The organism is Nonomuraea sp. NPDC054003 (genome assembly GCF_055585125.1).
In genome coordinates this window covers 44,120-58,737 of sequence record NZ_JBVJKR010000003.1, presented here as the reverse complement: position 1 = coordinate 58,737, position 14,618 = coordinate 44,120, and the positions used below count along the sequence as shown (strand labels likewise).

The following is a 14,618-nucleotide window of genomic DNA, read 5'->3' as shown; positions in this document are numbered from 1 at the left end:
CCTCTGAAGGAAGGAACCCCATGTCGATCGAGGAGTGGTCCCGGCAGGCGCTGCCCGCGATGCTGGACGACATCAGGGCGCTGGTCGAGCTGGAGACCCCCAGCCACGACAAGCCCGCGCTCGTCCGCGGGCTGCGCGCCGTCCGCGAGCTGACCGCCGAGCGGCTCGGCCCGCCCGCGGGCGAGACCCTGCACGACGGCGGACAGTACGGGGACGTGCTGGAGCTGCGGTACGCGGGCACCGCGCCGGGTGAGGTGCTGCTGCTCGGCCACTACGACACGGTATGGCCCGGGGGCACGCTGGCGGCCTGGCCGTTCTCGATCGAGGACGGGCGGATGACCGGGCCCGGCGTGTTCGACATGAAGACAGGGCTGGTGCAGGCGATCTGGGCGGTGCGCGGGCTGCGTGCGCTGGGGTTGCCGCATCCGGGCGTGCGGTTCCTGTTCAACGGTGACGAGGAGATCGGCAGCCTGGCGTCACGGCCGCGCATCGAGGCCGCGAGCGAGGGGATGCTGGCCACCCTCGTGTTCGAGGCGTCGCTGCGGGGCGCGCTGAAGACGTCGCGCAAGGGGGTGGGCCTGTTCGACGTGACGGTGACCGGTGTGGAGGCGCACGCGGGGCTCGACCCGGCGGCGGGCGCGAGCGCCATCCACGCGCTGGCCGAGCTGGTCACCCGCATCGCCGCCGGGGCCGCGCCTGAGCGTGGCACGACCGTGAACGTCGGCCTGATCAGCGGCGGCTCCGGCCGCAACGTGGCCGCCGGCCTGGCGACGTGCGGGGTGGACGTACGGGTGAGCGACTTCGCGGAGATGGCCAGGATCGACGAGCTGTTCGCCGGCCTCGACGCCGCGGACCCGCGGGTGACGGTATCGGTGACCGGCGGCTGGAACCGGCCGCCGATGACGCCGAACCCGCCGTCGCAGCGCCTGTTCAAGGAGGCCCAGGCGGTGGCCGCCGGGCAGGGCTGGACGCTGGAGGAGGCCGCGGTGGGCGGCGCCAGCGACGGCAACTTCGTCTCCGGGCTGGGCCGGCCGGTGCTCGACGGCATCGGCGCGGTCGGCGACGGCGCGCACGCCCGGCACGAGCACGTCCTCGTCGGCCACATCCCGGAACGCACCGCCCTGACGATCGGACTCCTCACCGCCCTGGCCTGAGGCGGCCCGCTCCGCCGTGGCGGAGCGGGCGCCCTTCTTCCGGTGGCGGTCCTCGGTTGCGGGCTGAGCGGGCCGCTCTCCTCAGTTGTGGCGCTCGCCGAGCAGGACCGGCAGGCTGCGCGTGCTGTTGCCCAGCACGGATCCGAGCGGGCGGGTGCCCGCGTCGGGGCCGGCGAGCCGCATGTCCGGGAAGGCCTCGAACAGGGCGGCCAGCGCCACCTCGCCCTCCAGCCTGGCCAGCGGCGCCCCCAGGCAGAAGTGCCGGCCGTGCCCGAACGACAGGTGACCGGGCTGCTCCGCCACCGCGTCGAACCGGCAGGCCCGCGCCCCGTACCGCTCCGGGTCGCGGCCGGCCGAGGCGAAGCAGGCGACCACCGCCTCCCCCTTGCGCACCCGTACCCCCTCGATCTCCAGGTCGCGGACCGCGTACCGCATCGGGAAGTGCGCGATCGGCGAGTCCCACCGCATGGTCTCCTCCACCACGGCGCTCCACGCCAGCTCGCCCCCGAGCGCGAGGGCGAGCTGGGCGGGCTCGCGCAGCAGGGCGCGGGCGCCGTTGGTGAGCAGGTTGACGGTCGTCACGTGCCCGGCGATGAACACCAGCTCGACCGTGTCCAGCAGCTCCTTCCCGGTCAGCTCGCCCTCCTGGACGAGCGCGCTGATCAGGCCCGGCCCCGGCGTGCGGCGCAGGCCCTCGATGATCTCGGCGACCATCCCGTACAGGACCTTCCTCGCCTCGGTGACGTCCACCGGCGTGTCGCCGACGCCGGCGGCCACGTCGGTCAGCTCGTGCACCCGGGCCCGCATGGCCGGCGGGATGCCCATCAGCTCGGTGATGACGTCCCTGGGTATCGGGTAGGCGAACTGCTCGCGCAGGTCCACCGGCCCCGGCGGCAGCGTGGCCAGGTGGTCCACCCGCTCCGCGGCCAGCCTGGCCACCCACGGCCGCAGCTCCTCGACCCGGCGGGCGTTAAAGACGCGGGCCATCGGGCCGCGCAGCCGCCGGTGCTCCTCCCCCTCGGCGTTCAGCATGGACGTGTCGAAGGTGATCCGGCGCACCGCGGTGCCGTCGCGGACGGCGGCCCGGCCTGCCGGGTCCCAGTAGGCGATGTCCCTGGACAGGTCCGGGTGGGCGAGGACCGCGGCCAGGGTCGCGTGCCGGGTGGCGGCCCAGGCGCGCACGCCCTCCATCTCCACCCGGACCAGCGGCCCCAGCTCCCGCAGCCGCTCGCAGTCCGCGTGCACGTCGAGGGTGGCCGGGTCGAGCACGAACTCGACCCCCGCGCCCGTATCGGCGCCCGTATCGGCGTCTGTCGTGGCGTCCACGGCTCAGCCCACCCCTTCCCGCGTGACGGCGAGCGTGGCCGTGTCGAGCCACGGCTCGCGCCCCAGGTAGAGGTCGCGGACCAGTTCGCCGGCGGCGGGCGCGTTGCACAGCCCGTGCCCGGAGAACCCGGCCGCGTACAGGAACGCGGGCGGCCCCGGCCGGTGGCCGATGAACGCGGTCCTGTCCGGGCTGGCGTCGCGCGCGCCGGTGACCGCCGTGTGCAGCCGGACCCCGCTCAGGCTCGGGTACGTGACCGCGAGCTGGGCGGCGACCCCGGCGCGCCAGGCGGCCCTGTCGTTGTCCGGGTAGCCCATGCCGATCAGCAGCCGGTCGCCGCGCAGCCGCACCAGCAGCCGGCTGGCGGCGTCCAGGGTGATCGGGAGCTCGGGCAGCGCTTCCAGCGGGTCGGTGACCAGCAGCTCCTGGGTGACCGGCTCGGGCAGCGGCAGATCGACCCCGGCCGACCTGGCCAGCGGCGCCGACCAGGCGCCGGCGGCGCACACCACGGCGTCGGCCGTGATCGTGCCGCCGGGCGTCTCGACCCGGCCGTCGTGGACCGCGAGCGCCGGGCAGCCGGTGCGGATGCGCACCCCGGCCATCCTGGCGCCCTGCGCGTAGCCGTCGACGATGGCCGCGGTGTCGGACACGTACGCCTGCGGCGACCAGGCGGCGGCCAGCAGCGGCAGGTCGCCGCCGATCAGCGGGTTGAGCCGCCTGGCCCGGCGGGCGTCGATCAGCTCGACGTCCACCCCGACGGCCCGCTGTGCGGGCAGGTCTGCCTCGAACGCCGCCACCTGGTCCGCGTCGGTGAACAGCACGAGGTAGCCGACCTGGCGCATCGGCAGCCGGGCGCCGGGCCGCGTGGCGAAGTCGCGGTAGGCGTCCAGGCTCCGCACGGCCAGCGCGGAGCTGACCGGGTCGCCGGCGAAGTAGGCCCGCAGCACGTCGGCCGTGGCGCGTGACGCGCCTGAGCCGAGCGTGCCGCGCTCCAGCAGCACGGTGCCGACGCCGGCCTCGGCCAGGTGGTAGGCGACGGACAGGCCGATCACGCCGCCGCCGACGACCACGACCCGGCCGCTCATTCGAGTGATCCCTTGCGGCGCAGGTGGTCGCCGAGCTGCCACGGGAACAGCTGCAGGTTCCAGCTGCCCAGGCAGTTGACGTACAGGGCCAGGTGCGCCATGAGCGCGGCGAAGTCGTCGCGGTTGTCGATCCGGTCCAGCCCGGCGAGCGCCCTCGTGGTGAAGTCGTGGAGCTTGCCGAGCCCGCAGTAGCCGAGGAACTCGGCGGGGGTGGCGGCCAGCAGCTGCGCCATGTGGCGCAGCGACTCCAGAGGCATCTCCTCGTACGCGGCCCGGACCAGCCCGGTGAAGCAGGAGTAGCCGAGCGGCCGGGTCTCGCCGTTGACGAACACCAGCGTGGTGAGCACCGTCTCGAAGCTGCCCGCGCAGGACGGGATGCGGCCCTCGTGCATGTCGGCCAGGTCGTCGGGCGGGCTCAGCCAGATGCGCTCGGTCTCGGCGTGCACGTCGCCGATGAGGGCGTCGATCTGCGGGTCGGTGACGCTCAGCCGGGTCAGGCGGTGGCCGCCCGGCTCGCCGGCCCGCCGGACCTCGGCGATGACGACCTTCTTGGTCCGGTAGACCGACTCCCAGATCTCGTGTCCCGACTCGACCAGCGTGTCGAGGTGCTCCGGGAGCACCTGGCCGATGGGCACGGCGGGCATCGGTTCGGTCAGCTCGCCGTACTTGATGCCGAGGTGCTGCAGCCGGGAGGCGAACAGCGTGCCGTCGGGCGCCTCGCGACGGTCCACCTTGTGCGTGCCCTGCACGTGCAGCAGGCCGTGGACCGGGGCGACGTGGTAGAGGTGATGGCCTGCCACCAGGGCATGCCCCTGCAGGCTCCGGTACGGCAACGCGTCCCACACGCTCTGGGCCAGGACGGCGTTCCGTTCGTCCAGTTCGGCGATCACGGCGGTGCCCAGCGTGGGCCAGCCGATTTCTACTCGTCTAGTCACAATCTGTGACTCTATCAGCACATATTGTGATATTGAGGGATGGCCCCCCACCCGTCCACGCACGTGACAATCGCGACCTCCGGTGAGACGGTCGGAAACAGATCGGCTGCCGTTCCGGAGGGGTTGGACGTGGTCCCTGGTTACCGCGATGTACGCCAGCTTGACAGCGGGCGCACCGGCCGGGTCTTCCTGGCCACGTACCAGGAGACCGGCGCGTACGTCGCGATCAAGTACCTCAACGCGACCCTGCGCAGGGACGACGACTTCATGACCCGCTACCGGCGGGACGCGGCCGAGCTGGTGGAGATCGACCACCCTCACGTGGTCAGGGTGTACGAGTACGTCGAGACGCCCAGGCGGGCCGCGGTCGTGATGGAGCTCGTCGACGGGGTGTCGCTGCGGGAGATCCTCAGGGAGAACGTCCGGGTCAGCCCGGAGGCGGCGCTCGTCGTGGTCAAGAGCACGCTGGAGGCGCTGGCGGCCGCGCACGGGCGCGGCGTGGCCCACCGCGACGTGCGGCCGGAGAACCTGCTCGTGCAGGCCGACGGGACGGCCAAGCTCTCCGGCTTCGGCATCGTGACGCACGCCGAGGAGCCCGGCATACCCGCCGGCAGCCCGCCGTACATGGCTCCCGAGTTGTGGACGCGGGGCGAGGCGGGCCCGCTCGCCGACCTGTACGCGGCGGCGTGCGTGCTGTTCGAGGCCGTCAGGGGGCGCGCGCCGTACCGCGGCGAGGACCTGGCGGCCCTGCGCGACAAGCACCTGGTGGAGCCGCCGCCGCTGGAGGTGGTGCCGGACGCGCTGCGCGGGCTGCTGCGGCACGGGCTGGCCAAGGCCCCCGCTCTCCGGTACGCGTCCGCCGTGGAGTTCCTGGCCGAGCTGGAACGCGACGCGGTCGCCGGCTACGGGAGGGAGTGGGAGCAGCGGGGCCGCCGCCATCTGGCCGAGCCGGCGACCGCGCTCGCGCTGCGCTTCCCGCTGGCCAGGACCGAGCGCGAACCCGCGCCCAGGGCCGCCGCCCCGCGTCCGCTGCCCGCGCTGCCGCCCTATCTGTGGCTGGCGGTGGCCACCGTGGTGGCGGTGGCGATCTCGCTGCTGGCGTCCGGCGGGACGTTACCCCCGGGGCCGGCCACGGCGCTGATGCCCCCGGAGACCACCGCGGACGTCCCCCCGCCCGCCACGGACCCGCCGCCGGACTCATCCGGCACGACGTCACCCGGCCCGCCGTCGGCGGACCCTTCCGGCACGGCGTCCCCCGGCCCGTCCGCCTCCGGCCCGGATCGGAGTGCCTCCGACCAGCGCCCCACCGGCCCTCCTCCCTCGGACAGCCCGGGCCGGCCGCGCCCCGATCCGACCACGCGGCCCAGCGTCGCCCCCACGACCTCCAGAGCCCCCGCCTCCCCACCGCCCCGCGGGAGCACCGCTGTGACGGGGATCGGCATCCTGTCCTGGGACGGTTCCACGGGCTCGGTCCGGGTCACCGCCGACGGCCCCGGCAGCGTCCGGCTGCGGCTGTCATACCTGCGGCGCGACGACGGCGGCGTGTCGCGCGAGGTCGCCGGCGAGAGCCGCACCCTGTCCGGCGGCACCGACTACACCAGCCGGGCCCGCCGCGACCTCGGCCAGGTGGCGTGCGGCCACCGCGCCCACCTGACCCTGGTGGCGATGACGGAACCCGCGGCGGCGAACGGGCCGCAGATCAGCGAGGTGGCCGTGGACGGCCCCGCCTGCGCCTCGCCCTCCCAGCCCACTCCCACACCGGACGGCCAGGCGGCCCTGCGCCCCGTCAGGCCTCCTGCGGGAGCCAGCCCGGGGTGATGAAGAGACCGGTGGCCTCCACCAGGACGGTTCCGTCGGGGAGGGCGATGCGGCCCTCCGCCCAGGACTTGCGGCCCTCCGACCGGGTGTACTCCGCCGTCGCCACGACGAGGACCCCCAGCGGGACGGGAGCGCGGTAGCTCATGGTGAGCGAGGCGGTCAGTCCGACGCGCCCGGCCACGCCGACCGCCGTGCCCAGCAGGTGGTCGAGGACCATCGCGCTGACCCCGCCGTGCACCAGCCCCGGCGGGCCCTCGTGCAGCGGCCGGAAGACCTGCTCGGCGCGGACCCCGCCGCCGGGCGGGTACTCGACCTCGACCGGGGGCGCGAACGGGTTGGCGGCTCCGACGGCGGCGTTGCCCAGGAGCCACCGGGGCTCGCCGAACTCCACCGGGGGCCGCCGGGCGGCGTCGAGGCGGGCGGTGATGGCGCGCAGTTCCTCGGTGACGGCGGCCAGTTCGTCGTCGTCGGCGCCGGTCGCGAGCACCGCGTCCATCAACTCACGGGTCTGCGCGGCCAGGGCGAGGAGCGCCGCGTGGGTGGCTTCGGACGTCACGTCGATCGACATGGGACATCATCTTAGAACGAATTCTACCGAATTCCATTCTAGAGCCGGGGAACGGTCCATGAGATCCGTCACGCTCCGCACGGTCACGACGGCGTAACGAAGTAGTCACATAGATCTTTTGGGATTAAATCCTCTTTGGGGCGTTCCATCCGGAAGACTGCTGACCTGCCGGTTGAAGCAGAGGATCTCGTGACGATTTCTTGACGCAGGCTTGACCTGGCCATCCGTGACGGTAGCCTCCTTCATCACGGATGACTACTGGTATCCGGTTTCGACACAAGTGTCCCGGGGTTCCCCGCTGTACCCCTGGTCGCTCGTACGTAACCGGTCTCCTGGAAGGATTGGCCCCCGCACTTCCATGACCCCAGAGATGCGGAAGTTCATCGAGCTTCTCGAGAGCCAGCTCGGCTACTCGGAGAAGTCCGGTGCGTACACCAAGTTCGGCAACTGGTACGGCGAGAACATCGAGTTCGACGCCGACTACAGCTCCGCCCCGTGGTGCGACATGTTCCTGGGCTGGGCTGCGACCAAGCTCGGGTACGAGGAGTGGATGGGCCAGTTCGCCTGGACCGTGGCGCACGCCAAGTGGTTCAGGAAGCAGGACGCCTGGGGCACCAAGCCGGAGCCGGGCGCGTTCGTCTTCTTCGACTGGGGCGGCTCCGACAGCATCGCCCGGATCGACCACGTCGGTGTGGTGACCAAGGTCGCGGGCGGCCGCATCCACACCATCGAGGGCAACATCGACGGCGGGGTCGCCAAGCGCAAGGTGCGTGACACCGGCAAGGTCGTCGGCTACGGGTACCCGTGGAAGATCAAGGAGCGGCTGGACGCCGAGGCGGCCCAGAAGGCGGCGGACGAGGCCGCGGCCATGGAGGCCAAGGCCGGGGTCGGCACGCAGGACGGCAGCGGGCTCGCCATCGTGGTCCCGCACGTCGAGCTGGACGGCCAGCAGAAGGTCCCGTCGGCCGCCCGCCCCGAAAAGGAACAGAAGAAGAAGGACGCGACCCCGCCGAAGGCCGGGAAGTCCGACACCGGGAAGAAGGCCGAGCCCGCCCCCAAGGCCGTCCCCGGCGCCGCCGACTCTCCCGCGCCGAAGTCCGGCAAGCACGCCAAGCCCACCACGGCCGACACCAGCGCCGTCACCACCGGCCCGCTGCCCGTCATCACGGACGCCTCCGCCACCTCCCCGTCCGTCACGGTCGACTCCCCCGCGCTGCTCACCTCCGCGCTGGTGGCCGCCCTCGCCGTGCTGGCGGTGGCCAAGGCCAAGACGCTGCGGCTGCGGCCCGCCACGGCCGGAGCGGCGGTCGCGCAGGACTCCGCGTCCCGCTCCCACCGCCGCCGCAAGTCACGCAAGCAGGCCCGTACCGCGTCCTCACGCCCGCTGCAGGAGCCGATGGAGCTGGAGGCGCCACGGCCGCTGGTCGACGTCGCGGAGCCGGTCACCGCGCTCAGGTCCCTGCGGGCGCTGTTCCCCCACGAACCGATCGTCATCCCGGAGGCGACCAGCGAGTTCGACGCCTTCTCCCGCCCGCGCCGGCCCGTCCCCGCGCCCGAGCGGCCGATCACGCTCGTCTGGGAGGACGACGGCTCGACCCGCCGGCTCATCACCGACACGGGGCCGATCGAGATCCCGCGCGAGCCGGGGCTGTACGAGCTGCCCGACCCCTACAGCGCCTTCCACCTCCTGGGCGGCGCGTCCGGACCGTTCCCGATCCGCGAGGAGCCGGTCCTCCCCCTCGCTGCCCCCGACCGCGGGGAGCCGGTCCTCCCTCTCGCCTCCGCCGACGCCCACCCCGGCCGCCGCCGCGACCACCCGGCCGCACCGTCCCGCGTCCGCCCGGAGGAGCGTCCCACGGCGGACACACCCCTGCGCGGCCGCCGCCACCGGCAGTCCGTCGACATCCAGCGCCTGGAGCCGTTCGTCCCGGACGCCCCGCTCCGCGGCCGCCGCCACCGCCCGCACGACCCGGCTCACGGCACCCAGCACCCCCGCACCCACGCAGCGTCCCAGAATGCCCCGTACGAGCCCGCAGGCCCGATCTCCACACGGACGTACGAGCCCGCCCTGACCGGCACCCCACGCTCAGCCGACCGCGCGCCCGCCGCCCGGGACATCCGCGGCAACGCCGAGGGCCGCAGAGGACCCCGCAGAGGCCGCCACCGCGCCTGACCCTCGGCGCCCTCGTCCGGACGCGCCGTACGCGGCGACGGCGGCCCCTGCGGCCGCGCGTACGGCGGTCGATCACCGTTCCCCCCTTCCGCACCGACCTGTCAGCCGTTAATCTAAAGAACGTTAGAAAACGAGAGGAGCCCTCATGTCCTACCCAGACGCGCGCTACCTCGACGAGAACGGCGAGGCCAGCGGACGGCTGCGACGCACCACCCAGGGCCCGGACCTGGTGATCGGCAAGGACCCCGGAACGCAGGTGCACTACCTGGGCACCGGCGAGTCCACCAACGGCGCGTTCGGCCTGTACCGGTGGGAGATGGGCCCGCGCCCCGGCGGCGCGCAGCCGCACTTCCACCGCAGCATCACCGAGTCGTTCTACGTCCTGTCCGGATCGGTGCGGCTCTACAACGGCAAGGAATGGGCCGACGGAAACGCCGGCGACTTCCTGTTCGTCCCCGAGGGCGGCATCCACGGCTTCAGGAACGAGTCGGGCGAGCCCGCGTCGATGCTGATCCTCTTCACCCCCGGCGCCCCGCGCGAGGCGTACTTCGAGGCGCTGGCCGCCATCGCCGCCGAGGAGCGGCAGCTCAGCCCCGAGGAGTGGACCGAGCTGTACCGCCGCCACGACCAGTACATGGTCTGATGTTCCCCGAGGAGCCCGTTTACCAGCAGCTCGCCCGCATCGGCAAGGCGCTGGCCAGCCCGGTGCGGCTGCGCCTGCTCGACGTGCTGGACCAGCAGGAGCGCACCGTCGAGGAGCTGGCGCGGGAGGCGGGCGTCCCGCTGAAGAACACCTCCGCCCAGCTCCAGCAGTTGCGCGCCGCCCAGCTGGTGACCGCCAGGAAGGAGGGCACCCGGGTCTACTACCGGCTGGCCGACGAGCGGGTGTCGCGGTTCCTGGGCGCGTTCCAGGGGTTCGCCCAGGACCGCCTGGCCGACCTGCGGGACGCGGTGGCCGACCTGCTGGGCTCGTACGAGACGGTGACGGCGGACGAGCTGGCCGCCAGGCTGGCGGACCCGGAGACTCTCGTGCTCGACGTGCGCTCGCCCGGCGCCTTCGCCGCCGGACACGTGCCGGGCGCGGTGTCGGTGCCGCTGCGCGAGCTGGAGGAGCGCCTGGGCGAGCTGCCCGGCGGCAAGGAGATCATCGCCTACTGCGGCGGCCCCTACTGCGTGGTGTCCCCGCGCGCGGTCGAGCTGCTGCGCGGGCACGGCTTCCGGGCCCGGCCGCTGGAGGGCGGGCTCACCGCGTGGCGGCGGTCGGGACGGGCCGTGCGGGGACTTTAGTCCTGCCCGCCACGGCCTTTGGGCCCGTCCCCTTTCCCGCCGGGGACAGTACCGTGAGGCGGCGGAGGTGGTGGTGGAGTGACCTGGTGGGCGGTGGTGCGCTTCCTGCACGTGCTGTCGGCCGCGCTGTGGGTCGGCGGGCAGCTCACGGTCTCGCTGGTGGTGCTGCCGCTGGCCCGCCGCATCCTGGACGAGGAGCGGCGCGGCCAAGTGATGAACGCGGTCGGGCGGCGGTTCGGCATGTTCACCGGCGCGGTGTTCCTGCCCCTGCAGATCGGCACCGGCGTGGCCATCGCGTGGCACAAGGGCGTCACCTGGGAGTCGCTCGCCGAGCCCGGCTACGGCCGGATCCTGGCCGCCAAGCTGGCGTTGTTCGCCGCGGTCATGGCGGCGGCGGCCCTGCACGGCTGGGCCACCGGCGCCGGACGGCGCGGTTTCGCCCGCGCCATGGCGGTGACGTCGCTGGTCGGGTCCGTCGGCGTGATCCTGCTGGCCACCGCCCTGCCCGCGACCTAGACCCTCAGATCAGCCCCAGCGCGAGCATCGCGTCCGCCACCCGGCGGAACCCGTCGATGTTGGCACCGGCCACGTAGTTGCCGGGCATCCCGTACTCGTCGGCGGTCTCGAGGCAGCGGTCGTGGATGTCGCTCATGATCTCCTGCAGCCGGTGCTCGGTGGACTCGAAGCTCCACGAGTCGCGGCTGGCGTTCTGCTGCATCTCCAGGGCGCTGGTGGCGACGCCGCCGGCGTTGGCGGCCTTGCCCGGCCCGAAGGCGACGCCCGCCTCCAGGAACACCTTGATGCCCTCGGGCGTGGTCGGCATGTTGGCGCCCTCGCCCACCGCGACGCAACCGTTCTCGACCATGACGGCGGCGTCACGGCCGGTGATCTCGTTCTGGGTGGCGGACGGCATCGCCACCTCGCACGGCACGTCCCACACGCTGCCGCCCGGCACGAACGTCACGTGGTCGCCGCGGCGCGCCGCGTACGCCTCCAGCCGGCCGCGCTCCACCTGCTTGACCTGCTTGAGCAGGTCGAGGTCGATGCCCTTCTCGTCGACGACGTAACCGGAGGAGTCGGAGCAGGCCACCACCACACCGCCGAGCTGCTCGACCTTCTCGATCGTGTAGACGGCGACGTTGCCGGCGCCGGACACCACGACCCGCTTGCCGTCGAAGGACGTGCCGCGCGACTTGAGCATCTCCTCCACGAAGAACGCGCACCCGTAGCCGGTGGCCTCGGTGCGTACCTGTGCTCCCCCGTACACCAGGCCCTTGCCCGTGATCACGCCGGACTCGTAGCGGTTGGTGATGCGCTTGTACTGGCCGAACAGGAAGCCGATCTCGCGTCCGCCGACGCCGATGTCGCCCGCGGGCACGTCGGTGTACTCGCCGATGTGCCGGTAGAGCTCGGTCATGAAGCTCTGGCAGAACCGCATCACCTCACGGTCCGAGCGCCCCTTCGGGTCGAAGTCGGAGCCGCCCTTGCCGCCGCCGATGGGCAGACCGGTGAGGCTGTTCTTGAAGATCTGCTCGAACCCGAGGAACTTCACGATGCCGAGGTAGACCGACGGGTGGAAACGCAGACCACCCTTGTACGGGCCGAGCGCGCTGTTGAACTCGACCCGGAAGCCGCGGTTGATGTGGACCTCGCCGCGGTCGTCCTCCCATGGCACACGGAAGATGATCTGCCGCTCGGGCTCGCAGATGCGCTCGATGATCTTCGACTCGGCGTACTCGGGGTGCTTGCCGAGAACCGGGCCGACGCTCTCCAGCACCTCCCGCACCGCCTGGTGGAACTCGATCTCCCCCGGGTTACGGCGCAGGACGTTGTCATAGATCGACGACAGTTTCTCGTGCAACACGGACTCTCCCAGCTTATGTGCGATACGCGTCCTCACCTTACGAGGAAGCCTCCTGTGAGTCGTACGCGCCCCCCGCAGTGACCTGCGACTACCCGGCACGACCGGTAAGAATCCAGGTCAGGCCCCCGCGCCTACCCTGGGCCGGTCGGCCCGCACCGGCGGCGCGGGCTCCTCCTCGTGCCCCTCCACCGAAAGGTTGGGCAGCAGCCGGTCCAGCCAGCGCGGGCACCACCAGTTGGCCCGCCCCAGCAGCACCATGGTCGCCGGCACCAGGAATCCTCTGATCAGCGTGGCGTCCACGGCGATCGCCACCGCCAGGCCGACGCCGAACGTCTTCACCATCGAGTCGGGGTAGGCGATGAACGCGGTGAACACCGCCACCATGATCAGCGCCGCCGACGTGATGACCCGCCCGGTCGACCCCAGCCCCTCGGCCACCGCCCTGGCGTTGTCGCCGTGCTTCAGGTACGCCTGCCGCACCGCCGTCAGCAGGAAGACCTCGTAGTCCATCGACAGCCCGAACAGCACCGCGAACAGCATCAGCGGCACGTAACTCTCGATCGGCACCGAGAAGAACAGCGCCTGCACGTACGAGGCGTTCACGGGCGGGTCCATGCCCACCAGCCCGCTGCCCACGCCGAAGGAGAACACCGCCGCCAGCGCGCCGAACGCGGCCCCGAGCGAGATGAGGTTCATCAGCGCCGCCTTGATCGCCACCACCGGCGCCCGGAACGCCAGCAGCAACAGCAGGGCGCTGAGCAGCACGACGACGCCGATGACGAGCGGGGTGCGCTCGGTCAGCCGGTCGGCGGCGTCGGTGAGCGCGGCGACCTCGCCTCCCACGTGCACCTCCAGCCCGTCGCCGTCGAACGTCCTGATCTCGCGTACGAGGTCGGCGGCGCGCGGGTCGCTGGGCGGGTAGTCGGGGATGACCTGGATCATGGCCGCCCGCCCGGCATCGTTCAGCTTGGGCTCGGCCACGTGGGCGACGCCGCCGAGGTCCCCGATCCGGTCGGCGAGGCGTTCGGCGGCGGCCTCGGTGACCTCGCCCCGCCCGCTCGCCACCACGGTCAACGGCCCGGTGCTGCCGGGCCCGAACCCGACCGACATCAGCTCGTACGCCCGCCGCGGCTCCGACCCGTGCGCGCCGTACCCGTCGTCGAGCGTCCCGAGCTTGAGCGAGAGAGCGGGCGCGGCGAGCGCGGCCAGCACGAGCACGCTGCCGACGAGCACCCGCCACGGCCGCCGCGCCACCCACATGCCGAGCGCGGTCCACCCCGACGACTCCGGCCGGCGGCCGAGGAACGGCACCTTCAGCGCGTTCACCCCGTGGCCCAGCAGGCCGAGCTGGGCCGGCACGAGCGTGATCGCGGTGAGCACGGCCATCACGACGGAGATGCCGGTGATCCAGCCGAGCGTGGCCAGCAGCGGGAACCCGGCGAACATGAGCGCGGTGAGCGCGATGACGACCGTGCCGCCCGCGAACACCACCGCCCCGCCCGAGCTGGACACCGCCCCGCGCACCGCCTGCTGGACGGGCAGTCCGGAGGCGAGCAGCCGGCGGTAGCGCGACAGCAGGAACAGCGCGTAGTCGATGCCCACGCCGAGGCCGATCATCGTGGCCATGATCCCGGCCTGCTTCGGCACGTCCATGACATGCCCGAGCAGCCCGATCACGCCCAGTCCCGTGGCCACGCTGACCAGCGCGGTGAAGATCGGCACGAGCGCGGCCGTGAGCGTGCCGAACGCGAAGATCAGCACCAGCAGGGCGCAGATCACGCCGATGATCTCGCTCGGCCCGGTCTTGATCTCCTTGTCGGCGGGCGTCGAGCTGTCGTTCGCGACGACCTCCAGCCCCGCGTCGCGGGCCGGCTCGGCGGCCGCGGAGATCCGCTGCGTGTTCTCGGCCACCTTGCTGCTGTCGTGGCCCTCCAGCCGCACGGTGATGACGCCGATCTGCAGGTTCGAGGCGATGCCGCCCTGCCGGAACGGCGAGTCGGCCTCCTTGACGTGCTCCTGCTCGCGGATGTTCGCGACCGCGTCCTCGACGGCCCCCTTGCGCGGCTCCTCGATGAGCGGCCCGTCCGGGGAGTAGACGATGAGCTGTACGGTGCCGCCGGGCTGGAACCCCGGCCCGAAACCGTCACGCATCAGGTCATGAGCGCGCTGGGCGTCCGTGCCGGGGATGCTCACCTCGGTGCTGACGGGACTGCCCAGCACCAGGCTGCCGCCCATCGCGGCCACGGCCAGCGTCACCCATAAGGCCAGAACGGCCCTCCCGTGCCGGGCGCACCAGCCACCGAGCCAGCCCAGAAAGCGCGCCATCGCGACCCCCAGCCTCGAACGCCCGTCCTGTACGGTCGTACAGCACTACGATAAAGGGCGATAAAAGGGGGAAGGTTGCGCGAAC

The 14,618-nt window shown here is 72.7% G+C and carries 12 protein-coding genes; 6 read left to right on the top strand and 6 right to left on the bottom strand.

The genetic code is table 11. The features are described from left to right. Window positions 1-20 precede the first annotated feature (20 nt). A complete protein-coding gene (locus ACZ6YG_RS07870) occupies window positions 21-1,154 on the top strand; it encodes a M20 family metallopeptidase (RefSeq protein ID WP_466017497.1) in 1,134 nt (377 codons plus the stop codon). 81 nt (window positions 1,155-1,235) lie between these two features. Here ACZ6YG_RS07870 and ACZ6YG_RS07865 read toward each other — a convergent pair whose 3' ends face one another. Genes ACZ6YG_RS07865 through ACZ6YG_RS07855 form a run of 3 tightly spaced genes read right to left on the bottom strand, consistent with a single transcriptional unit; the run spans window position 1,236 to window position 4,498 of the window. Beyond that, on the bottom strand, window positions 1,236-2,480 hold the full coding sequence (locus ACZ6YG_RS07865) for a cytochrome P450 family protein (RefSeq protein WP_466017496.1): 1,245 nt from the start codon (window positions 2,478-2,480) through the stop codon (window positions 1,236-1,238). A 3-nt stretch (window positions 2,481-2,483) separates the two neighbouring features. After that, window positions 2,484-3,563, bottom strand: a complete 1,080-nt coding sequence (locus ACZ6YG_RS07860; protein WP_148033678.1) for an NAD(P)/FAD-dependent oxidoreductase — start codon at window positions 3,561-3,563, stop codon at window positions 2,484-2,486. Then, the gene (locus ACZ6YG_RS07855; protein ID WP_261808774.1) at window positions 3,560-4,498 is read right to left on the bottom strand and encodes a cucumopine synthase-related protein; all 939 of its coding nucleotides are present in this window, start codon (window positions 4,496-4,498) and stop codon (window positions 3,560-3,562) included. The genes ACZ6YG_RS07860 and ACZ6YG_RS07855 overlap by 4 nt, the downstream gene beginning before the upstream one ends. 129 nt (window positions 4,499-4,627) lie before the next feature. Here ACZ6YG_RS07855 and ACZ6YG_RS07850 point away from each other — a divergent pair, with 129 nt between their 5' ends. Beyond that, the gene (locus ACZ6YG_RS07850; RefSeq protein ID WP_466017495.1) at window positions 4,628-6,316 is read left to right on the top strand and encodes a protein kinase domain-containing protein; all 1,689 of its coding nucleotides are present in this window, start codon (window positions 4,628-4,630) and stop codon (window positions 6,314-6,316) included. On the opposite strand, the gene ACZ6YG_RS07845 is transcribed toward ACZ6YG_RS07850, so the two are convergent. After that, window positions 6,285-6,884 carry a PaaI family thioesterase gene (locus ACZ6YG_RS07845; protein WP_397198230.1) on the bottom strand — a complete coding sequence of 200 codons (600 nt, stop codon included), beginning with the start codon at window positions 6,882-6,884 and terminating at the stop codon, window positions 6,285-6,287. The genes ACZ6YG_RS07850 and ACZ6YG_RS07845 overlap by 32 nt on opposite strands. Window positions 6,885-7,254: 370 nt before the next feature. On the opposite strand from ACZ6YG_RS07845, the gene ACZ6YG_RS07840 reads away from it, so the two are divergent. The 4 genes from ACZ6YG_RS07840 (at window position 7,255) to ACZ6YG_RS07825 (ending at window position 10,860) form a co-directional block, all read left to right on the top strand. Beyond that, entirely contained in the window at window positions 7,255-9,057 is a 1,803-nt protein-coding gene (locus ACZ6YG_RS07840) for a CHAP domain-containing protein (RefSeq protein ID WP_466017494.1), read from the top strand. A 145-nt stretch (window positions 9,058-9,202) separates the two neighbouring features. Next, window positions 9,203-9,700, top strand: coding sequence for a cupin domain-containing protein (locus tag ACZ6YG_RS07835; protein WP_148033682.1), 498 nt, complete (start codon window positions 9,203-9,205; stop codon window positions 9,698-9,700). Next, complete coding sequence (locus ACZ6YG_RS07830; RefSeq protein ID WP_466017493.1) at window positions 9,700-10,344, top strand: ArsR/SmtB family transcription factor; 645 nt, start codon at window positions 9,700-9,702, stop codon at window positions 10,342-10,344. The genes ACZ6YG_RS07835 and ACZ6YG_RS07830 overlap by 1 nt, the downstream gene beginning before the upstream one ends. A gap of 78 nt (window positions 10,345-10,422) precedes the next feature. Beyond that, complete coding sequence (locus ACZ6YG_RS07825; protein ID WP_219550207.1) at window positions 10,423-10,860, top strand: DUF4149 domain-containing protein; 438 nt, start codon at window positions 10,423-10,425, stop codon at window positions 10,858-10,860. 4 nt (window positions 10,861-10,864) lie between these two features. Here ACZ6YG_RS07825 and gdhA read toward each other — a convergent pair whose 3' ends face one another. Together gdhA and ACZ6YG_RS07815 are read right to left on the bottom strand one after the other, a co-directional pair. Beyond that, window positions 10,865-12,208, bottom strand: coding sequence for an NADP-specific glutamate dehydrogenase (gene gdhA, locus ACZ6YG_RS07820; RefSeq protein ID WP_148033685.1), 1,344 nt, complete (start codon window positions 12,206-12,208; stop codon window positions 10,865-10,867). A 117-nt stretch (window positions 12,209-12,325) separates the two neighbouring features. Beyond that, the gene (locus ACZ6YG_RS07815; protein WP_271276026.1) at window positions 12,326-14,533 is read right to left on the bottom strand and encodes an MMPL family transporter; all 2,208 of its coding nucleotides are present in this window, start codon (window positions 14,531-14,533) and stop codon (window positions 12,326-12,328) included. Window positions 14,534-14,618 lie beyond the last annotated feature (85 nt).